The 20,720-nt window shown below is 71.3% G+C and carries 18 protein-coding genes; 7 read left to right on the top strand and 11 right to left on the bottom strand.

Annotation, left to right across the window (positions count from 1 at the left end):
• Window positions 1-60 precede the first annotated feature (60 nt).
• From ACH4VX_RS02790 to ACH4VX_RS02770, 5 genes are all read right to left on the bottom strand, one after another.
• Window positions 61-3,390 carry a S8 family peptidase gene (locus tag ACH4VX_RS02790; protein WP_398365442.1) on the bottom strand — a complete coding sequence of 1,110 codons (3,330 nt, stop codon included), beginning with the start codon at window positions 3,388-3,390 and terminating at the stop codon, window positions 61-63.
• A gap of 209 nt (window positions 3,391-3,599) precedes the next feature.
• Window positions 3,600-4,283 (bottom strand): ABC transporter ATP-binding protein, encoded by a 684-nt coding sequence (locus ACH4VX_RS02785; RefSeq protein WP_398365440.1) that lies wholly within the window; start codon window positions 4,281-4,283, stop codon window positions 3,600-3,602.
• Window positions 4,284-4,360: 77 nt separating this feature from the next.
• A complete protein-coding gene (locus tag ACH4VX_RS02780) occupies window positions 4,361-5,833 on the bottom strand; it encodes an ABC transporter permease (protein ID WP_398365438.1) in 1,473 nt (490 codons plus the stop codon).
• A gap of 150 nt (window positions 5,834-5,983) precedes the next feature.
• Window positions 5,984-7,231 carry an Ig-like domain-containing protein gene (locus ACH4VX_RS02775; protein WP_398365436.1) on the bottom strand — a complete coding sequence of 416 codons (1,248 nt, stop codon included), beginning with the start codon at window positions 7,229-7,231 and terminating at the stop codon, window positions 5,984-5,986.
• Between the two features lie 240 nt (window positions 7,232-7,471).
• A complete protein-coding gene (locus ACH4VX_RS02770) occupies window positions 7,472-7,828 on the bottom strand; it encodes a hypothetical protein (protein ID WP_398365434.1) in 357 nt (118 codons plus the stop codon).
• Window positions 7,829-7,937: 109 nt separating this feature from the next.
• Here ACH4VX_RS02770 and ACH4VX_RS02765 point away from each other — a divergent pair, with 109 nt between their 5' ends.
• Window positions 7,938-8,252 carry a hypothetical protein gene (locus ACH4VX_RS02765; protein WP_398365432.1) on the top strand — a complete coding sequence of 105 codons (315 nt, stop codon included), beginning with the start codon at window positions 7,938-7,940 and terminating at the stop codon, window positions 8,250-8,252.
• Between the two features lie 46 nt (window positions 8,253-8,298).
• On the opposite strand, the gene hutH is transcribed toward ACH4VX_RS02765, so the two are convergent.
• The 3 genes from hutH to ACH4VX_RS02750 form a co-directional block, all read right to left on the bottom strand.
• Entirely contained in the window at window positions 8,299-9,867 is a 1,569-nt protein-coding gene (gene hutH, locus ACH4VX_RS02760; protein WP_398365926.1) for a histidine ammonia-lyase, read from the bottom strand.
• 75 nt (window positions 9,868-9,942) lie between these two features.
• Window positions 9,943-11,091 (bottom strand): diguanylate cyclase domain-containing protein, encoded by a 1,149-nt coding sequence (locus tag ACH4VX_RS02755; RefSeq protein WP_398365430.1) that lies wholly within the window; start codon window positions 11,089-11,091, stop codon window positions 9,943-9,945.
• Between the two features lie 66 nt (window positions 11,092-11,157).
• Window positions 11,158-11,958, bottom strand: a complete 801-nt coding sequence (locus ACH4VX_RS02750) for an enoyl-CoA hydratase/isomerase family protein (protein WP_398365428.1) — start codon at window positions 11,956-11,958, stop codon at window positions 11,158-11,160.
• A 215-nt stretch (window positions 11,959-12,173) separates the two neighbouring features.
• On the opposite strand from ACH4VX_RS02750, the gene ACH4VX_RS02745 reads away from it, so the two are divergent.
• On the top strand, window positions 12,174-12,767 hold the full coding sequence (locus tag ACH4VX_RS02745; RefSeq protein ID WP_398365426.1) for a hypothetical protein: 594 nt from the start codon (window positions 12,174-12,176) through the stop codon (window positions 12,765-12,767).
• A 19-nt stretch (window positions 12,768-12,786) separates the two neighbouring features.
• Here ACH4VX_RS02745 and ACH4VX_RS02740 read toward each other — a convergent pair whose 3' ends face one another.
• Both ACH4VX_RS02740 and ACH4VX_RS02735 read right to left on the bottom strand, forming a co-directional pair.
• Window positions 12,787-13,896, bottom strand: coding sequence for an adenylate/guanylate cyclase domain-containing protein (locus tag ACH4VX_RS02740; protein WP_398365424.1), 1,110 nt, complete (start codon window positions 13,894-13,896; stop codon window positions 12,787-12,789).
• A gap of 136 nt (window positions 13,897-14,032) precedes the next feature.
• A complete protein-coding gene (locus ACH4VX_RS02735) occupies window positions 14,033-14,923 on the bottom strand; it encodes a biotin--[acetyl-CoA-carboxylase] ligase (protein ID WP_398365422.1) in 891 nt (296 codons plus the stop codon).
• 299 nt (window positions 14,924-15,222) lie between these two features.
• Here ACH4VX_RS02735 and ACH4VX_RS02730 point away from each other — a divergent pair, with 299 nt between their 5' ends.
• From ACH4VX_RS02730 to ACH4VX_RS02715, 4 genes are all read left to right on the top strand, one after another.
• Window positions 15,223-16,812, top strand: coding sequence for an acyl-CoA carboxylase subunit beta (locus ACH4VX_RS02730; RefSeq protein ID WP_398365420.1), 1,590 nt, complete (start codon window positions 15,223-15,225; stop codon window positions 16,810-16,812).
• A gap of 9 nt (window positions 16,813-16,821) precedes the next feature.
• Window positions 16,822-17,028, top strand: coding sequence for an acyl-CoA carboxylase subunit epsilon (locus ACH4VX_RS02725; protein ID WP_398365418.1), 207 nt, complete (start codon window positions 16,822-16,824; stop codon window positions 17,026-17,028).
• Window positions 17,029-17,158: 130 nt separating this feature from the next.
• Window positions 17,159-17,287 carry a morphogenic membrane protein MmpB gene (gene mmpB, locus ACH4VX_RS02720; protein ID WP_398365416.1) on the top strand — a complete coding sequence of 43 codons (129 nt, stop codon included), beginning with the start codon at window positions 17,159-17,161 and terminating at the stop codon, window positions 17,285-17,287.
• A 31-nt stretch (window positions 17,288-17,318) separates the two neighbouring features.
• Window positions 17,319-17,939 (top strand): Maf family protein, encoded by a 621-nt coding sequence (locus ACH4VX_RS02715; RefSeq protein WP_398365414.1) that lies wholly within the window; start codon window positions 17,319-17,321, stop codon window positions 17,937-17,939.
• Here the strand turns inward: ACH4VX_RS02715 and ACH4VX_RS02710 are convergent.
• A complete protein-coding gene (locus ACH4VX_RS02710; protein ID WP_398365412.1) occupies window positions 17,908-18,366 on the bottom strand; it encodes a hypothetical protein in 459 nt (152 codons plus the stop codon). The two genes, ACH4VX_RS02715 and ACH4VX_RS02710, sit on opposite strands and share 32 nt — an antisense overlap.
• 411 nt (window positions 18,367-18,777) lie before the next feature.
• Here ACH4VX_RS02710 and ACH4VX_RS02705 point away from each other — a divergent pair, with 411 nt between their 5' ends.
• A complete protein-coding gene (locus tag ACH4VX_RS02705) occupies window positions 18,778-20,550 on the top strand; it encodes an acetyl/propionyl/methylcrotonyl-CoA carboxylase subunit alpha (RefSeq protein WP_398365410.1) in 1,773 nt (590 codons plus the stop codon).
• Window positions 20,551-20,720 lie beyond the last annotated feature (170 nt).

Genomic DNA, 20,720 nt, shown 5'->3' with positions numbered 1-20,720 from the left:
GAAGCGGACATGGAACGGCCCGCCGGAAGCAGTGCTTCCGGCGGGCCGTCCGTTCACGGACTACTTGCCGTAGTACGCGTTGTAGATCGAGATCGTCGACTTGTTGCCCTTCTTGTCGGCGATCTTGGCGTGGAAGGAGACGGCCTTCCCCTTCGCCGGGTTCTTGACGGTGATCTTCCCCTTCGTGACCGTGGTCTTCTTCCAGGTCTTGCCGTAGTCGTAGGACACGTACACCGACAGGGACTTGAGGTTCTTGCCCTTGGCGGCGCCCTCGACGGTGACCGGGATGCTGACCTTCTTGCCGGCCGTCACCTTGCTGTCCAGGCCGGTGGCGGCCTGGAAGCGGACCGTGGAGGCGGGCAGCTGCTTCACACCGGCGGTCTTCTTGGAGCGGAAGGTCCAGCTCGCGTCGATCCGCGTGGAGGCGGCGGCGACCTTGACGCTGCGCTTGACCGAGGTGGTCAGCTTGTAGGAGGCGTCCGCGGACGGGACCTTGAACTCCTTCTCGCCGAACAGCGGGTCGTCGTGCGAGCCGACCTTCTTGCCGTTGCGGTAGAGGCTGGTGGTGACCGACGTGAACACCGAGGAGCCGGCGTGGCCCTTGCCGTCGGCGAACAGCGGGAGCAGCCCGGAGATGCTGTTGCCGTCACGGAAGAGGCCGTAGTCGGAGGTGAGACGCGGCCCGAAGACGGCCGTGTTCACGGTCTCCTGGTACGTCTTGCCGCCCTTGTAGCCCTTCGCGTAACCGATGAGGTAGCCGGCCTCGGAGACCGGCCAGCCCTCCGCGTCGGCACCGCCGATCTGCTCGAAGTCGAGGTCCCACTTCACCCCGGCCACGGTGGACAGGTGCAGCGTGCGGGTGCCGGGCAGGCTCTGCTCGCTGCCGAACGAGGAGGCGCCGCTGCTGCCGGGCAGCCAGCCCGTGGGGCTGACGGCGCCCTCCTTGCCGCTCGCCGCGGCGCCCATGCCGACCTTCACCGTGGCGAACTCGCCGGCCTTGTAGTTCCGGGTGTAGCCGGTGGCGAGGTTCTTCACCTTGGCGCCGGTGACGGTGCTGTACTGCTCCTTGGCGCCCTTGCTGAAGTGCGCGTCCCACTGCTGGCTCAGCGAGCCGTCGGTGATCTGCGGGCCCAGGTGGGCGGAGCGGAAGTTGTCGTACGAGTCCAGCCACCAGCCGAAGCCGTAGGAGGAGTCCTTCGTCTCGACGGTGTAGTCGGCGGAGGCGAACCCCGGCTTGACCGCCTTGTCCGGGACGGTGATCTTCACCGGCTTGGCCTTGCGGGCGTCCAGGGTGATCGCCGTGTTCTTGGTGACGTTCAGCTTCGGCTGGGCGATCCAGTCGGCGCCCTGGTAGTTCTCCGGGTCGGAACCGACCAGGATGCTGGTGTCCAGGATGTAACCGCCCTTGGGCACGCGGACGGTGACGGTGCCGTCGGCGTCGTAGGGCTGGTACCACCGGTCGGCGCCCAGGCCGGAGATGCCGGCGAGGTTGGTGAGGTAGTTGGAGGCCGGCTTGCCCGCGCGGTCGAGGAACTTCAGCGTCACGTCGTACGACTCGGCCTCGCGCTGCACCGCGGCCGCCGTGCGCACGGTCTGCCCGCCGCCCGTCGCGACCACGTACGCCGAGTAGGCGCCGTCGACCGTGCCGCCGAGCTTGGTGTCGACGGTGACGTCCACGGAGGCCTTGCCGCCCGCGGGGACGGTGACCGTGGTGGCGCCCAGGGTGAAGAAGCCGGCCGGGGCCGCCTTGCCCTGGGGGTTCGTGGCGGTCGACGTCAGCTTCAGGGTGACGTCCTGGGTGCCGAGGTTGCGGTAGGTGAGTGCCTTGGTGACCGGCTTGTCGTCGGTGTGCGGCCACTGCTGGACGCCGAAGCTCAGCGACACCGGGTCGGCGATCACGGTCTGCTCGACGGCCTTGTCGACCTGGACGCGGCCCGAGCCCTGCTCGAACGGCGTGTACGTGCCGCCCTTGGTGGAGCCGGTGAGCGCGCCCTTCAGCTCCGCGGAGGTCCAGTCCGGGTGCCGCTGCTTGAGGATCGCCGCCGCGCCCGCGACGTGCGGGGTCGCCATCGACGTACCGGAGATGGTCATGTAGCCGGCCGGCTTCTCGCCGACCTCCTTGGCGATGTCGTTGCCCTTCGCCGAGGCCGCCGTGATGTCCACACCGGGCGCGGTGACGTCCGGCTTGACGGCGCCGTCGCCGACGCGCGGGCCGGTGGAGGAGAAGTCGGCGAGCTCGTCCCTGTCGTCGACGGCACCGACGGTGAGGGCGGCGTCCGCGCTGCCGGGCGAACCGATCGACTGCGGGCCCTCGTTGCCGGCCGCGATGGCGAACAGGACGCCCTTCTCGGCGGAGAGCTTGTCGACCGCCGCCTCCAGCGGGTCGACCTCGGGCGTGTCACCGCCGCCCAGGCTCATGTTGACGACGTCGGCGCCCTGCGCGGCCGCCCACTCCATGCCGGCCAGGATGCCGGAGTCGTCACCGAAGCCGGAGTCGTCGAGGACCTTGCCGTTGAGGATCTTCGCGCCGGGCGCGACGCCCTTGTACTTGCCCTTGGACTGGGCCCCCGTACCGGCCGCGATGGACGCGACATGGGTGCCGTGGCCGACCTTGTCGCCGGCGGTGGCCGCGGAGGTGAAGTTCTCGGACGCGGTCACCTGGCCCTTGAGGTCCGGGTGGGTGGCGTCGACACCGGTGTCGAGGACGGCGATCCTGACGCCCTTGCCGTCGTAGCCGGCCGCCCATGCCTTCGGGGTGCCGATCTGCGCCACCGACGTGTCGAGGGAGGCCTTGCGGACCCCGTCGAGCCAGACGTGGGCGATGCCGGAGGCGGTCCTGTCACCGTTGGTGACGGCGTCCCAGAGCTCGGGCGTGTCCTCGTGCGGGGTCTGCACCGCGTCCGCGTTCAGGGACTTCAGGGTGCGACGGACCGTGCCCGCGTCACGGACGTCGGCCTTGGCGGCCTGTGCGCCGCCCCGGTAGCCGACGATGACCTTCAGGCCCCGCTTCTGGGAACCGCGGGTCGTGGCCTTGTTCAGCTCGGTGACGTCGAACAGCCGCTGGTCCAGCTTGCCGCTCGCGATCAGCCGGGCGGCGTCGGCCGGCAGCACGAGGGTGTGGCCGCCGGTGCGGCGGACCTGCACCGGTATGTGCTCCCGGCCCTCGGCCCGCTCCAGGCCGACCACGCGGCCCTTGGCGTCCACGGCGACCCGGTCCCCCGTGATCAGCGTGATCCGGTGCTTGGCCTGCGGCGCGGACGCCCCCGTCGAGGCGGCGGCGGTCGTGCGCTCCCCGTCGGCCGACGCGGGGCCGGCCATGCCCGCCGCGAGCGCCACGGCGGTCGCCGTGGCGACCGTGGCCGCGCACGCTCTCTTCACTTGTCTGCGCAAGGTTCCCCCTAGCAAGGTCGCCGGGCGAACTCGGCGCCACCCGGCCGGGGGTGGTCTCGTACGCATGCACGCACCCCCCGGTTCACGCAGTATGCCGAGGGGTGATCAAGTACCTCAAGGGACGCCGGAAAGGGTGCCGAAGTCGACGGGTGGCTGTAACACCACCGCCGGAACTCCGTTACACAACCGTGCGGTTGGCACCCTCCCGGTCAGGATTTCGTGTTCTCCTTCACGGTGATCCGCCCCTTGCGGATCACCGCCAGACGCGGGGCCGCCTTCGCGATCGCCGAGTCGTGGGTGACCATGACGAAGGTCAGCCCCAGCTCCTTCCACATGCGGATGAGTACGTCCATGATCTCGTCGCGCATCGACTCGTCGAGGTTTCCGGTGGGTTCGTCGGCGAGCAGCACCTTCGGCTCCTTCACCAGTGCCCGCGCGATGGCCACGCGCTGCTGCTGACCGCCGGACATCTCGCCGGGCAGATGCCCGAGCCGCTCGCCCAGCCCGACCGACGCCAGCGCCTCGGCGGCCTTCTCCCGGCGCTCCTTGGCCTTCGTCCCGAGCGGGACGAGCGCGGTCTCGACGTTCTCCTGCGCGGTGAGCGTGGGGATCAGGTTGAACGACTGGAAGACGAAGCCGATGTTCTCGCTGCGGACCCGGGTGAGCCGGGCCTCCGGCAGTTCGGCCAGGTCGGTGCCGTCCAGGACGATCTCGCCGGAACTGGGCCGGTCCAGTCCGCCGAGCATCTGCAGCAGCGTGGACTTGCCGCCGCCGGTGGGGCCCTGGATGACGAGCCGGTCGCCGTCGGGGATGGTCAGGTCGATTCCGTCGAGGGCGTCGACGGTCTCCTTGCCGCGCGTGTAGCGCCGGGTGACGCCTCTGAGTTCGTACATGGGTCTACTCCTGGATCGCGTACGAGGATGGGGCCCGTCCGCTGCGGGCGGGCCCCTGGGCCGGTGCCGGGCGGGTGCTACTCGACGCGGCGGAGCGCGTCGGCCGGCCGCAGCCGGGAGGCGCGCCAGCCGCCGAAGGCGCCGGCGACGAGACCGCCGGCCACGGCGAGGCCGACCGCGAGGGCGAGGGTGGTGAGGCTGACCGGTGCGGTGAGCGCGACTTCGAGGGTCTTGGAGGCGGTCTGCCGGCCGGGGCCGCCCATGCCGCCGCCGGGTCCGCCCGTGCCGCCGCCTCCACCACTGCCGCCGCCGAGCTGGGCCTGCAGGGTGGGGCTGACGGCGGTGACGGCGTAGGCGCCCGCCAGGCCGAGCGCGATGCCGAGGGCACCGCCGACCAGACCGTGGACCATGGACTCGCCGATCACCTGCCGGGTCACCCGGCCGGACTTCCAGCCCAGCGCCTTGAGGGTGCCGAACTCGCGCACCCGGCGGGAGACGGCGGAGGAGGTGAGCAGACCGGCGACGAGGAACGCGGCCACGAGCACCACCACCGACAGCCACTTGCCGACGCCGGCGGCGAGCGAGGAGGCGGTGGACAGGGAGCCGGAGACGGTGTCCGCGAGGTCGGCGGAGGTCGTGACGGTCGTACCGGAAATGTTCTTCTGGATCCCGGACTTGACGCTGTCGATCCGCTGGGAGTCGGTCGCCTGGACGTAGATCGTGGTGACCTTGTCCTTGGCGTCGGCGAGGGTCTGCGCCTGCTTCAGCGGCAGGTAGAGGTTGGCCGCGGCGTCCCCGCTGGAGGCGGTGGCGATGCCGATGACCTTGTACTTGGTGCCCTTGACGGTGACGGTGTCACCGGTCTCGAGCTTCTTCTCCTTGGCGTAGGCGGAGTCGGCGACGGCGACCTTCGCGTCGGTCTCGGTCGACTTGAAGGTGCGTCCGTCGGTGATCTCGGAGGAGGTCAGCGGGCCGAGGGCGGGCTCGGTGACGTCGGTGCCGTAGACGGTGTAGCTGTTGACGTCGAAGTCCGCGCCGCCGCCCTCGACCCGGCCCTCCGGGGAGGACTGGCCGCCGCCGGGACCGCCGCCCTGGCCGCCCTCGGCGCCCTGACCGCTCTGGCCGTCCTGCTGGAACTGACCCCGGGTGAACTCGCCGCTCACCTTCATGACTTGGAGGCTCAGCCCGCCCACCGCGTCGGCGACGCCGTCCTGCTCGCCGACCTTGCCCACGGTGGAGCTCGCCAGGGTCTGGAAGCCCTGAACCATGACGCGGTCGCTGCTCTGCTCCTCGCCGGAGTCGTCGTCCTGGGCGTCGAAGCTGAAGCGGGGGCGTTCGCCGGTGGTCCGGGCCTCGGCGGCCTTGGTGACCGTCATGTCCGTGCCGAGCCCGTACAGGGACTGCAGGACCTTCTCCTGCGCCTTGCTCATGCCGGAGGACACGGAGTTGACCACGACGACCAGGGCGATGCCCAGTGCGAGGCCGGAGGCGACGACGAGGGCCGCCTTTCTGCGGCGGCGCAGCTCGCGCCTCAGATAGGTGAAGAACATGGCCGCAAGCTAGGGACAGTTGGTGATGAAGCGATAAGCGCTCCATAAGAGCCCCATGAGAAGAAGACCGATGCCGCCGCCCGCTCCCCGAAGGGGCGGACGGCGGCATCGGTCAGGTGGTGGGGTGAGGCGCCGCGTGCGCGGCCGGCGTCAGGCCGCCGAGCCCGCCTTCCACTGCTCCCAGCTCATGTTCCAGCCGTTGAGGCCGTTGTCCGGGGCGATGGTCTTGTCGCCGGTGTTCTGGACGACGACCACGTCACCGACGATCGAGTTGTCGTAGAACCAGGCGCCCGGCATGTTCGGGTCGTTCGCCCCCTTGGCGTCCTGCAGGCCCACGCAGCCGTGGCTGGTGTTGACGCTGCCGAAGATGGACTTGGCGCCCCAGTAGTTGCCGTGGATGAAGGTGCCGGAGGTGCTCAGACGCATGGCGTGCGGCACGTCCTTGATGTCGTACTCGCCCTTGCCGTCGTCGTCGGTGAAGCCGACCGTCGCGCCGTTCATCCGGGTCTCCTTGAACTTCTCGGAGATCACCATCTGGCCCTCGTACGTCTTGTTGTCGGGCGAACCGGCGGAGATCGGGATGGTGCGGACGGTCTTGCCGTCCTGCGTGATCTTCATCTGCTTGGTCTTCGCGTCGACGTACGTCACCTGGTTGCGGCCGATCTTGAAGGTGACCGTCTTCTGCTGGACGCCGTAGACGCCCTCGGCGCCCTCGACTCCGTCGAGCGCCAGCTTCAGCGTGACGGTGGAGCCCTCCTGCCAGTACTCGTCGGGCCGGCAGTCCATGCGGTTGGCGTTGAACCAGTGGCAGGCGACCTCCTGGCCACTGGTGGTGGAGACGGTGACGCCCTTCTGCACCGCGGCCTTGTTGGTGATCGCCTTGTCGAAGTTGAGCGAGACCGGCATGCCGACGCCGACGGTGGTGCCGTCGTCCGGGGTGTAGGTGCCGATGAAGCTGTTGTCCGGGGCGACCGTGGTGAACGAGGCGTTCTCGTGGGCGGCGAGGCCCGCGGAGTCCTCGGCGGTGGCCGACAGCTTGTAGGTGGTGGCCCGCTCCAGCTGGACGCTGGGCTTCCAGCTCTTCTTGTCGGCGGATATCTCACCGGCGACGGCGGTGCCGTCGGCGGTGGTCATCTTCACCTCGGTGAGCGTGCCCTTGGCCACGGTCACGGCGGCGGAGTTGTTGATGGAGGCGTTGTTGGAGCCGTCCTTCGGCGTGATCTTGATCTGCGCCTCGGAGGACTTCTTGGCCGCCGCCTCGTCGACCTGGGCCTGCGAGTCGCCCTTGCTGTCGCCCGAGGCGCCGTCGTCACCGCCGGAACACGCCGAGAGCACCAGCACTCCGCCGAGCAGAGCGGACGCGGCCGCCAGACCCCTGCGCCGCTTACCGTCCGTCATCACACGCTTCTCCATCGTTGCCGAATCCCAACCCCACGAGTCCCCGGCGCGAAGCCGAAGCACCTCGTCCACAACCTTCAACGCTACGACCGGGTGCTCCCGTTCCCCATGGCCCGCGGATGTGGGGCTCGCCACGTCCGCCGGGGCGGACGGTGAGGGCGCCGGTCGGTGCGCCGTCGCTTGAGACGTCAGGGCCCGGGCGGCGGTTGCCGCCCAGGGTCACGATTTCCCCAAAACGCCTCAGCCGACCCGGTCCGCCCCGTCCTCGTCGTCGTCGGGCTCCTCGTCATCGTCCTCGTCGAGGTCCCACTCCGGGGAGTCGGGGTCGTAGTCGATCACTTCCCCGCTCCAGGAGGCCTGCAGCAGTTCCACGCCCGGCACCTCGCCGACCAGGGTGAACGGGTCGACGAGCTGGGCGAGGGCCTCCGCGGTGTCCTCCGTCACAGTGCTCTCGGCCTGTACCCGTTCCTCGTCCGGCATGTCACCGTCGTCCGCGATCCTGCGCAGCGCGGCCCCGGTCACCGCATCCTCGTCGTCGATCTCGAGGACGAGTTCCACGCGAAGCCGTACAAACCGTGATGTCTCTGGGGTGCTCATGCCCGGAGCGTACGGCCCCGGCCTCCCGTGACTTTCCTGTGACCCGCGTCTTTCACTAACATCGCCCCACACGGCCAATTCGCCAGCGCTGCAAGGGGATCGATATTCCGTGTCATCCGCGCTCCGTCCGTTGCTGACCGCCACCGCCGCGGGCACCCTGCTGTGCGCCCTGTGGTTCGTCCCGTCCGCGAACGCGACCTCTCACACACCGGTGGCGGAAACGGTCTCGGCAAGTCCGTCTCCGCAGGTCACAGAGCAGGCGAGAATCGTGTCGACGTCCGTCGCCGGTACCGGTGGGGACGTCCGCCTCGCGGACACCGGCAGCTTCGACAGCACCCCGTACATCGTCGGCGGCACGACCTGCCTCGCCCTCGGCGCCGGTTTCGTCGTCTATTCGGTGCGCCGGGAACGCCTGGGGTTCTGACGCACGCGCCGGGGCCCGGCGGGACGGCCGCCGGGCCCCGGCCGGTTCAGCGCAGCGGTCCGGTGACCGTCTCCACGGCCGCGACCAGCCGCCCGTCCCGCACGAACGCGTCCGCCGCGGCGAGGTCGGGAGCGAGGTGGCGGTCCGGTCCTGGACCGCCCACGCCCGCCTTCCGTACGGCCTCGATGACCGCCAGTGTCGCCGGCGCCGGGGTCAGTCCCTCGCGCAGTTCCACGGCCCGGGTGGCGGCGTACAGCTCGACGGCGACGACCCGGGCGAGGTTGTCGACGGCCGTACGCAGTTTCCGCGCCGCCGACCAGCCCATGGAGACGTGGTCCTCCTGCATCGCGGAGGACGGGATCGAGTCCACCGACGCCGGTACGGCGAGCCGCTTCAACTCGCTGACCAGGGCGGCCTGCGTGTACTGGGCGATCATCAGCCCGGAGTCCACGCCGGCGTCGTCGGCGAGGAAGGGCGGCAGACCGTGGCTGCGGTTCTTGTCCAGCAGCCGGTCGGTGCGCCGCTCGGCGATGGAGGCGAGGTCGGCGACGACGATGGCGAGGAAGTCCAGCACATAGGCGACCGGCGCCCCGTGGAAGTTGCCGTTCGACTCCACCCGCCCTCCCTCGGAGCCGAAAGCCCGGGAGGTACCCCCAGGCAGCACCACCGGATTGTCCACGGCGGCCGCGAGTTCGCGCTCGGCGACCAGCCGGGCGTGCGCCAGGGTGTCCCGCCCGGCGCCGGCGACCTGCGGGGCGCAGCGCACCGAGTAGGCGTCCTGGACGCGCGGCGCGTCGTCCTGGTGATGTCCCGTCAGCCCCGAACCCTTCAGCACGGCCAGCATGTTGGCGGCGCTGGCGGCCTGACCGGGGTGCGGGCGGATGGCGTGCAGCTCGGGGGCGAGCACCTTGTCGGTGCCGAGCAGCGCCTCCAGGCTCAGGGCGGCCGTGACGTCGGCGGACTTGTAGAGGAGGTCCAGATCGGCGAGGGCCATGACCAGCATGCCGAGCATGCCGTCGGTGCCGTTGAGGAGGGCGAGCCCTTCCTTCTCTCGCAGCTCGACGGGCGGGATGCCGTGCTCGGCGAGCAGTTCACCGGCCGGCCGCACGCTGCCGTCGGGACCCTCCGCCTCCCCCTCGCCCATCAGCGTGAGGGCGCAGTGGGACAGCGGGGCGAGGTCTCCGGAGCAGCCGAGGGAGCCGTACTCGTGCACGACCGGGGTGATCCCGGCGTTCAGCACGTCGGCCATCGTCCGCGCGACCTCGGGCCGGACGCCGGTGTGCCCGGAGCAGACGGTCTTGAGCCGCAGGAACATCAGCGCCCGTACGACCTCGCGCTCCACCCGCGGCCCCATCCCCGCGGCGTGCGAGCGGACGATGTTGCGCTGCAGCCGGCCACGGAGCTCGGGGCTGATGTGCCGGGTCGCCAGGGCGCCGAAGCCGGTGCTCACCCCGTACACGGGGTCCGGCTTCGCGGCCAGGGCGGCCACGATCTCGCGGGACGCGGAAAGGGCGGCCACCGCCTCCGCGGACAGTTCGATGCGGGCACCGCCGCGCGCCACGGCGAGCACGTCGGACGCGGTCACGCCGGACGGCCCCACCACCACAGTGTGCATATTCATATTCAGGAGCGTACGCACTGAATTCAATGATGTCACCCCTGGAAGCCGCTCCCACCCCTTACCGACGCGCTACGGCGAATGCCGCCCCCGGAACCGGCGCCGCTCCCTGTCCGCCGCCCGCGAGGGCTCGTCCGCGAGCCGTACGACGGGATCGTCGGGCCCCTCCCGTCCGGCCACCACGGGATGCGCGGCGTGCTCGGCCTTGGCCCGGTACTGCGCCGCGTCGGCCAGCCGGAACAGCCGCCGGGCGGAGCGCACCGGCCCGACCGGATCCTCGGTGGACGCCACCCCGCAGGCGACACCGTCCCCGATCCCCAGCTCCCTGGCCCGCCGGCACACCTCGTCGGCGGCCTTGACGACCTCGTCGGCCGGCGGCCCCACGACCAGCAGACAGAACTCGTCCCCGCCGAGCCGCGCCACCAGAGCTCCCGGCAGCATGGCCCCGCACAGCGACAGCACGGTGCCGAACCGCTCCAGGAGCCTGTCCCCCACGGCGTGCCCGAGCGTGTCGTTGACCCGCTTCAGCCCGTTCAGATCGCACACCACGAGGCTGACGACGGCCCCGTCGCGCCGGTGCAGCTCCACGGCCTCGTCGAGCCGCGCGTCCACGGCGCGCCGGTTGGCCAGCCCGGTCAGCGAGTCCGTGTACGCCAGCCGCCGGACCTCCTCCAGCCGCTCGGTCTGCGCGATCCCGGCGGCCACGACGGCGGCGAGGACCGTCGCGAAGTCGGCGTCGCCCCGCCCGAAGACGGGCACACCGGCCGGCCGGGCCACGTACAGCTCGCCCCAGGCCCGCCCGTGCAGCACGACCGGCGCGACCACACAGCACCCGCGCCCCCGCCGCCTGAGCGCCGCGACCCGCTGGTGGCAGTACCCGGTCCGTCCCGCCGCGGACCCCTCGGCGGTCTCCACCCACGCGTCGGGCTCACCACCCCCCGCCCACCGCTCGTGCAGGAACTCGGCGATCTGGGCGAACTGATGCACCGGGTAGGACTCGTCCTCCGGGAACTCCTCCTCGCCCTCGGCCAGCTCCCCGACGTTCACCAGCACCCGCAGCCGCCCGAGCTCCCGCTCCCACACCGACAGGGCGGCGAAGCTCCCGCCCAGCGCCCGGCCGGCCCCACCGGCCGCGGCCCGCCAGGTGTCCCGCGAACTGTGCGCGGCGGCCATGCCCTGGGCCAGCGCCACCACGGCCGCCAGCCGGCTCTCCTCACCCATCTCTCCAGGTTAGGAAAATTCAGGACCGATCGGGATATTAAAGGAGCGAACGGGGCCCATCGGCCCCTACTCCCCTGGCCACTCCGGCCTGCGCTTCTCGTTGAAGGCGGCGACCCCCTCCGCCCGGTCCCCCGAGAACGCCACCGACCGCCAGGCGGCGTCCTCGACCTCCAGCCCGGCGGACAGATCCAGCCCGTGCCCGAGCCGCAGCGCCCGCTTGGCCGCCCGCAGCCCCACCGGCGAGTTCCCGGCGATCCGGGACGCCATGGCGAGCGCCTCCTCCCGGTCCCGCCCCTCCTCCACCAGCTCGTCGACGAGCCCCAGCTCCCGGGCCTCGGCGGCCTCCACCCGCCGTGCCGTGAAGATCAGCTCGGCGGCCCGCGCCGCCCCCACCCGCCGGGGCAGCAACTGCGTACCGCCCCCGCCCGGAATCACCCCGACCGACACCTCGGGCAACCCCATGACCGCCGTACGGTCGGCGACGATCACGTCACACGACAGGGCCAGCTCGAACCCGCCGCCGAGCGCGAACCCGTGCACCGCCGCCACCGTCGGCACGGGCAGTTCGAGCACCCCGGTGTACGCCCCGCGCGCCACGGGCCGCTGACGCACCAGATCGGCGTCGCTGAAGGAATTGCGCTCCTTCAGATCGGCCCCCACGCAGAACGCCCGCTCGTGCGAGGAACTCAGCACCACCGCCCGCACGCTCCGGTCCTCCCCCAGCGCCGCACAGGCACCGGCGAGGGAGCGGGCCATCTCCGTCGACACGGCGTTCATGGCCTTGGGCCGGTCGAGGACGAGCTCCGCGACATGTCCCCCCTCGTGCCGGCGCACCAGCACGAACTCCCCGAACCGTTCCTCACTCATCGACACCCTCCGGTTAACGCGGGTTAACTCCACTCGCCCCGATCATCGCAGCCCGCGCCCACCGGAGAAAAGGGCGCACGCCTGGTTCCCTTGTCACCCCCCGTCCACCCGTTCGAGTGACATCGCTCCGGCTCCCGGCCCGGCCCCTCGCAGGAGCGCATAGCGTGCGCACACCGCGGCACGCCGGGGGCGTGCACGCAGGGGAGGGGAACGCGATGACACCGACCGCACCGACCGAAGAGCCACCGGCAGGCACCTCCCGCCTCCGGGGCCGCCACCGCAAGCCCCGCCCCCGCAAGGTCCTGCTGGCCGCGGGAAGCCTGGCCGTGGCCGCGAGCGCCGTGGCCCTGGTCCGCCTGACCACCACCCAGGGCGGCGGCACGGACGTCGGCACGGAGGCGGGCTCCCGTCCCGTCCCTCACACGGACACCGGCACACCCATCGGTTCCCCGACCGCGAGCACAGCCGCCCCACCCGCCCCCAGGGCGAGCCCGTCCTCCCCCACGGTCCTGGGCGGCAAGAACCCGGCCCCGCTCACAGCGCCCGAGCGGTCCTCGCCGGCCCGGACGGCCGTTCCGGACAGAGCGGACACCCCCGCCACACCCGCCACACCCACCACCGCGTCCCCGACAACCCGCGGACCGCACTCACCCCCGCCCCGGCAGCCCCCGCACCACACTCCGGTGCCGCCCCCACCGGCACCCCACGACCCGGCACCACCACAGCCGGACGACCCCGCCCGGAACCCCCGCCCCGGCCTGTGCGTACCGATCATCGGTATCTGTGTGGGCGGCGGCGGGGGCCAATGAGCCGGGATCAATAACGGAATCAGTAAGAGGAGGCGGGAGCCCCGTTCCGACGCGTGAGCAGCCAGGGCTCCACCACACCGAGGCCACGCACGGGCCGCTGCCACATCGGCTGGAGCGCGAACCGATAGCTCGGCGGCTCCTCGCCCTCCTTCTCCGCGGCGGCCACCGCCTCGGCCGCCGCCGCCTCGGAGGCAGGGGCGGCACCGGTACGGATCAGCTCCTCGGCGAAGGCGCTGTCGACCAGCACGGCGTCCCGGGGGGCTATGGACGTGAGCCGGGAGGCCAGATTCACGGTCGTACCGAACACATCACCCATCCGGGTGGTCACCGTGCCGAACGCCATGCCGACCCGCAGCTCCGGCATGGTCTCGTCGTTCGCCATGGTCTCGATCAGCCGCATCGCGATGTCCGCGGCGGTACCGGCGTCGTCGGCGGCGTAGAGCACCTCGTCGCCCAGCGTCTTGATGAGCCGCCCGCCACGTGCGGCGACCAGATCGGCGGCGGTGGTCTCGAAGGCCTCGACGAGCTCACCGAGCTCCTCCTCCTCCATCCGCCGGGTCAGCCGCGTGAACCCCACGAGATCCGCGAAGGCGACGGCGAGCCGCCGGTCGACCATCTCCTCGTCATCGGCGCCCTGCACGACCCGCCCGGCCGATGCGGCGAGCTGCCGCCGCCAGACGTACACGAGGAACTCCTCCAGCTCGGGCAGGAGCAGCTCGACGATCGGATACGTCACCTCGGTACGGGTCATGCCCGGCTCGGGCGGCTCGGTCAGCCCCTCCAGGAAGGAGTCGATCTGCCACTCGGCCAGCCGGGCGGTGGTCTGTCCGGTGGACCGCGCCACCTGTACCGCCATGGCCTCGCTCAGCAGGCCCGCCTCCACCAGACCGGCGAGCCGGCGCAGCGCGAGCACGTCGGCCTCGGTGAGGGCCTTGGCCTGGCCCACGTCGGCGAAGCCCATCGCCCGCCAGAAGCGGGTGGCCAGTTCCATGGTGACGCCGGCACTGCGGGCCGCCTGAAACGGTGTGTAACGGCGCTCGGCGCCCAGGATGAGATGTTCGAGGCGCAGGGCAAGCGGATCCTCGCCGGCGCCCTGCGCGTCCGAGGAACCCGAGTCGTCGACGGTCACGCGTGCCCTTCCGATCTGCCATGGCCAGGTATCGACCGCGCTCAACTCTACGGCAGGTGTGCGCCAGCTCACTCCGTTCGGCCGGGCCGTGGGATGAGGCCGTGGGAGCTACGCCACCCCCACCGAAGCCGTGGTTTCACCTTGCGCGCAAGTGGACGATGTCGCCCGCGCCCACCGGTTCCTGCACACCCTCCGCCGTGGCCAGGACCAGGCGGCCGTCGCCGTCCACCGCGACCGCCTCCCCCACCAGCTCCCGATCCCCCGGCAGCTCCGCCCGCACCACCCGCCCGAGCGTCGCGCACCCCGCCGCGTACGTCTCCTGCAGGCCGCTCGCCGCCGGGTCGCCCCCCACCGCCCGCCACCGCCCGTACCAGTCCTCCAGCGACCGCAGCACCCCCCGCAGCAGCGGATCCCGATCCGTGCTCACCGCTCCCGCCAACGCCAGCGACCCCGCGGTCGGCACCGGCAGTTCATCACCCCGCAGGCTCACATTGATCCCGACACCGATCACCACCCCGTCGTCGCCGGCGCGCTCCGCCAGGATCCCGCCGGCCTTGCGCTCCTCTCCCTCCACCGTGACCAGCAGGTCGTTGGGCCACTTCAACGCCGTATCGACGCCCGCGGCCCGCGACAGCCCGGTCGCCACCGCGACGCCGGTGAGCAACGGCAGCCAGCCCCACCGCGCCACCGGCACCTCGGCGGGCCGCAGCAGTACGGAGAAGAACAACCCCGACCGAGCCGGAGCCGTCCACTGCCGGTCGAGGCGCCCCCGCGCGGCGGTCTGTTCCTCGGCGACGAGAACGACGCCCTCCTCCGGGCCGCCCGCGCCGGCACGGGCCACGAGGTCGGAGTTGGTGGAACCGGTGCGCTGCACCACGTCCACCTGCGTCCACAATCCGCCCGCGCGCACAAGTCCTCGGCGCAGGCCAACGGCGTTCAACGGCGGGCGGCCGAGGTCGGACCAACGTCCCGGCCTCGGCTCACTGTGCCTGTTGGGCGTACCTTCACCATCTGGTGGCATCGTCATGCAACCCACCCTAGGTTCGACGTCCTCCGCCCCGCAGAGAGGGCGGATCCCAGCCTTGGAGGCTGAGGTTCACGGGTGCCCGACCGTTTTCACGCTGTCACCCCTCCGACGTGTCCCGCCGCGACGCCTCCACCGTACCCATGAGCACGGTGACGACGGGGCTCTTCGAAGATCTCCTTCCCGCGTCTGTGAAGGGGGAAGCGGTGTGGGAAAGACCGCACTGCCGAACGGAAGACCCCCCACTACGCTACGGATGAGTAACCGTCCCCCCTTTTGAGCAGGCAGGGAGCCGCATCCCGATGTCCGAGCCGGAAGAGCAGCAGCCTGACATTCACACGACCGCGGGCAAGCTCGCGGACCTTCAGCGTCGTATCGAAGAGGCGACGCACGCCGGCTCCGCGCGCGCGGTCGAGAAGCAGCACGCCAAGGGCAAGCTGACGGCCCGTGAGCGGATCGACCTCCTGCTCGACGAGGGTTCCTTCGTCGAACTGGACGAGTTCGCCCGGCACCGCTCCACCAGCTTCGGCCTCGACGCCAACCGCCCCTACGGCGACGGCGTCGTGACCGGCTACGGCACGGTCGACGGCCGCCCGGTCGCCGTGTTCTCGCAGGACTTCACCGTCTTCGGCGGAGCGCTGGGCGAGACGTACGGGCAGAAGATCTGCAAGGTGATGGACTTCGCGCTGAAGACCGGCTGCCCGGTCATCGGCATCAACGACTCCGGCGGCGCCCGCATCCAGGAGGGCGTGGCCTCCCTCGGCGCGTACGGCGAGATCTTCCGCCGCAACACCCACGCCTCCGGGGTGATCCCGCAGATCAGCCTGGTCGTCGGCCCGTGCGCGGGCGGCGCGGTGTACTCCCCCGCGATCACCGACTTCACCGTCATGGTCGACCAGACGTCCCACATGTTCATCACAGGACCGGACGTCATCAAGACGGTCACCGGCGAGGACGTGGGCTTCGAGGAACTCGGCGGCGCCCGCACCCACAACACCGCCTCCGGCGTCGCCCACCACATGGCCGGCGACGAGAAGGACGCGATCGAGTACGTCAAGCAGCTCCTGTCCTACCTGCCGTCGAACAACCTCTCCGACCCCCCGGCGTTCCCGGAGGAGGCGGACCTGACGGTCACCGACGAGGACCGCGAGCTCGACACGCTCGTCCCGGACTCGGCGAACCAGCCCTACGACATGCACACGGTGATCGAGCACGTCCTCGACGACGCCGAGTTCTTCGAGACGCAGGCGCTGTTCGCGCCGAACATCCTCACCGGCTACGGCCGCGTCGAGGGCCATCCCGTCGGCATCGTCGCCAACCAGCCGATGCAGTTCGCCGGCTGCCTGGACATCACCGCCTCCGAGAAGGCGGCCCGCTTCGTGCGCACCTGCGACGCCTTCAACATCCCGGTCATCACCTTCGTCGACGTCCCCGGCTTCCTGCCCGGCGTCGACCAGGAACACGACGGCATCATCCGCCGCGGCGCCAAACTGATCTTCGCCTACGCCGAGGCCACCGTCCCCCTCATCACGGTCATCACCCGCAAGGCGTTCGGCGGCGCCTACGACGTCATGGGCTCCAAGCACCTGGGCGCCGACCTCAACCTGGCCTGGCCCACCGCCCAGATCGCGGTGATGGGCGCACAGGGCGCCGTCAACATCCTGCACCGCCGCACCATCGCCGAGGCGGACGACCCGGAGGAGACCCGCGCGAGGCTGATGCGGGAGTACGAGGACGCCCTCCTCAACCCCTACGTCGCGGCCGAGCGCGGCTACGTCGACGCGGTGGTCATGCCGTCCGACACCCGCCGGCACATCGTCCGCGGACTGCGTCAGCTGCGCACCAAGCGGGAATCCCTCCCCCCGAAGAAGCACGGCAACATCCCCCTGTAAGGAGCCGACGTGATCAAGGTCGTACGGGGCAACCCCACCCCGGAGGAGCTGGCCGCCGCACTGGCGGTGGTCCGGGCGCGCGCCGCGGCGGCGTCAGTCGTACCGCCCGGCGCGCCCACCCCCCGCGACTCCTGGTCCGATCCGTCCCGGATCGCGGGCCGTCGTCTGCCCCGGCCGGGCCCGGCGTCGTGGAGCCGCACCTACTGGCAGAGCTGAGCGCGTCCCGGGGGCGCGGGGCTGCCCCCTGTGCGGCTCCGCCGCGCGGGGGGACGGCACGACAACCCCGCGTCCCTACTTGAGTACGCGTACTCAGGCACCCCGACCAGCCAAGCCCCACGCTGGTGGCATGCTGTGGTCCGACCCCGAGAACGAGCCGCCCAAGGAACTGCGGGACACGCAGGACATGCTGCGGCGGCTGGGCGTTCTCGTGGCGCTGGCCATGGTGCTCGTCATGCTCGTGATCGGCGTGAGGTGAGGCATCCGGGTCACCTGGATACGCTGACCGCATGACAGATCAGCCGCGCCGCCGACTCGTGCTCGCCTCCCAGTCCCCCGCCCGGCTCGGGCTGCTCCGCCAGGCCGGACTGGACCCCGAGGTGATCGTCAGCGGGGTCGACGAGGACGCCGTCACCGCCCCCACACCCGCCGAACTGGCGCTCGCCCTGGCCGAGGCCAAGGCCTCCGTCGTCGCCGCGAAGCCCGAGGTCAAGGGCGCGCTGGTGATCGGCTGCGACTCGGTCCTGGAACTGGACGGCCAGGCCCTCGGCAAGCCCTCGGACGCCGAGGAGGCCACCGGGCGCTGGAAGTCCATGCGGGGCCGCGCGGGGACGCTGCAGACCGGCCACTGCGTCTACGACACCGTCAGCGGCCGGTACGTCTCCGCCACCGCCTCCACCGTCGTCCGCTTCGGCGATCCCACCGACGAGGAGATCGCCGCCTACGTGGCCTCCGGCGAACCGCTCCACGTCGCCGGGGCGTTCACCCTGGACGGCCGCTCGGCCCCGTTCATCGACGGCATCGACGGCGACCACGGCAATGTCATCGGCATCAGCCTGCCCCTGGTCCGGCGTCTCCTCGCCGACCTCGGTGTCGGCATCACGGAGCTGTGGGCGCCGCCGGAGGCGTGACCGGAGAACCGCCGACGCCGGGCCCGGGCCCGGCGTCGGCCGGCTGCTCCGGGCGGCCGTCGTACGTCATCAGCAGCAGCACGACGAGTCCGAGTACGACCACCATGTAGAGGAACGCGGTCCGGCCGACCAGGCCCCACGTGACCGCGCCCAGCAGCGCGTGCACCACCGCCGCGCTGATCAGCAGCACCCGGCCGAGCCCGGCGGGCGCCCGGTCACGCAGGGCGACCAGCAGGGCCACCAGGCCGCACAGCGCGAAGTAGAGCCCGAAGACGATTCCGCCGATCTTCGAGGACGTCGACATCACGTCCGGGTCGAGACCGGCCAGCGACATGTCCTGCCGGTCGACGACGACCCCCAGGAACCAGTTCAGCGCCGCGACGCCGAGCGCCTCGGCGAACAGTACGAGCGCCACGACCCATGCCACCGGTCTGCGCACCACCGGCCCCCACCCACTTTCGAGCACGACTGTGGTTACCCCGAGTATGTTCGGGCCGACGCGAAGGCTACATGGGGGTCCCCCCAGCTCGTTAGGAGTCCGGGGGAGGGCAAACCTCGGTACAAGGGTTCCGCGAAGGGCAAAGAATCATTGGGCCATTCGTAGGGACTCCACAAAGAAACGGAGTGGGCCGCAGCACGCTCTCACAGAGACCTTGACCACACAGGACGGCTAGGGTTTCGGGGAGGAGTCCTGCGTACCAAGGTGCGACAAGGGCTTTCGCGGGTCGAGCGGGCCTCGTATCACGCTCCGTGTGGGCAAGCTCACCAGTGGGAACGGGTCGAAGTGCCGTGTCGGCTGTCCCTAAACTCGGCTTGTTTCAAGGAGGGAGCCTCAATCGTGCGCAAGGTGCTCATCGCCAATCGTGGCGAAATCGCTGTCCGCGTTGCCCGGGCCTGCCGGGATGCCGGAATCGCGAGCGTTGCCGTCTACGCCGACCCGGACCGGGACGCTCTGCATGTCCGCGCCGCGGATGAGGCGTTCGCCCTGGGCGGTGACACTCCGGCCACCAGTTACCTCGACATGGACAAGGTGCTGAAGGCCGCGCGTGAGTCGGGCGCGGACGCCGTCCACCCGGGCTACGGCTTCCTCTCGGAGAACGCCGAGTTCGCCCAGGCGGTGCTGGACGCGGACCTGATCTGGATCGGTCCGCCGCCGCAGGCCATCCGCGACCTCGGCGACAAGGTCGCCGCCCGGCACATCGCGCAGCGCGCGGGTGCGCCGCTGGTGGCGGGTACGCCCGATCCGGTGGGCGGGGCGGAGGAGGTCGTCGCGTTCGCCGAGGAGCACGGGCTGCCGATCGCGATCAAGGCCGCCTTCGGTGGCGGCGGGCGTGGTCTGAAGGTCGCGCGGACGCTGGAGGAGGTGCCGGAGCTGTACGACTCCGCGGTGCGTGAGGCGGTCGCCGCCTTCGGTCGCGGTGAGTGCTTCGTCGAGCGCTACCTCGACAAGCCGCGGCACGTGGAGACGCAGTGCCTGGCCGACAGCCACGGCAACGTGGTCGTGGTCTCCACCCGTGACTGCTCGCTGCAGCGCAGGCACCAGAAGCTGGTCGAGGAGGCCCCCGCCCCCTTCCTGTCGGACGCCCAGATGGAGGAGCTGTACTCCTCCTCCAAGGCGATCCTGAAGGAGGCCGGCTACGTCGGCGCGGGCACGGTGGAGTTCCTCGTCGGTCTGGACGGCACGATCTCCTTCCTGGAGGTCAACACGCGTCTTCAGGTGGAGCACCCGGTGACCGAGGAGGTCGCGGGCATCGACCTGGTGCGGGAGATGTTCCGCATCGCCGACGGTGAGGAACTGGGCTACGGCGATCCGGTGCTGCGCGGTCACTCCTTCGAGTTCCGCATCAACGGTGAGGACCCGGGGCGCAACTTCCTGCCGGCGCCCGGTACCGTCACCCGCTTCGACGCGCCGTCGGGCCCGGGTGTACGGCTGGACGCGGGCGTGGAGTCCGGGTCGGTCATCGGCCCGGCGTGGGACTCGCTGCTGGCGAAGCTGATCGTCACCGGGCGCACCCGCAAGGAGGCGCTGGAGCGGGCCGCCCGTGCGCTGGAGGAGTTCCAGGTCGAGGGCATGGCCACGGCCATCCCGTTCCACCGCGCGGTGGTCAGGGACCCGGCGTTCGCGCCCGAACTCACCGGTTCGGCCGAACCGTTCACGGTGCACACGCGGTGGATCGAGACGGAGTTCGTCAACGAGATCAAGGCGTTCGCCGCCGCCGTGGACACGGGGGCGGAGGAGGAGGCGGACCGCGAGACGGTCGTCGTCGAGGTCGGCGGCAAGCGTCTGGAGGTCTCGCTCCCGGCCTCGCTGGGCATGTCCCTGGCCCGTACGGGGCTGGCGGCGGGCGCGAAGCCGAAGCGGCGGGCGGCGAAGAAGTCCGGCCCGGTGGCCTCGGGCGACACCCTCGCCTCTCCGATGCAGGGCACGATCGTCAAGCTCGCCGTGGAGGAGGGCCAGGAGGTCAAGGAGGGCGACCTGGTCGTCGTCCTGGAGGCCATGAAGATGGAGCAGCCCATCAACGCCCACCGGTCCGGCACGGTCAAGGGCCTGAGCGCGGAGGTCGGAGCGTCGATCACCTCCGGCGCGGCCATCTGCGAGATCAAGGACTGACACGTCTGACGCCTGCGGCGCTGCGTCCGGTCCGGTGGGCGGGTCGGGGGTGGCGCCTGCGGCCGGTCGGGCGGGGCGCCTGCGGCCGGTGGGTGGGTCGGGGCCGTGTCGGGGGTGTCCGTCCTCGGACCGGCGCGGATCACGTCTCCCGGAGGGGGTGCGGGGCGCGG

The organism is Streptomyces sp. NPDC020731 (assembly GCF_044334705.1).
Classification (GTDB): domain Bacteria; phylum Actinomycetota; class Actinomycetes; order Streptomycetales; family Streptomycetaceae; genus Streptomyces.
This window is presented reverse-complemented; position numbering and strand designations above follow the sequence as displayed.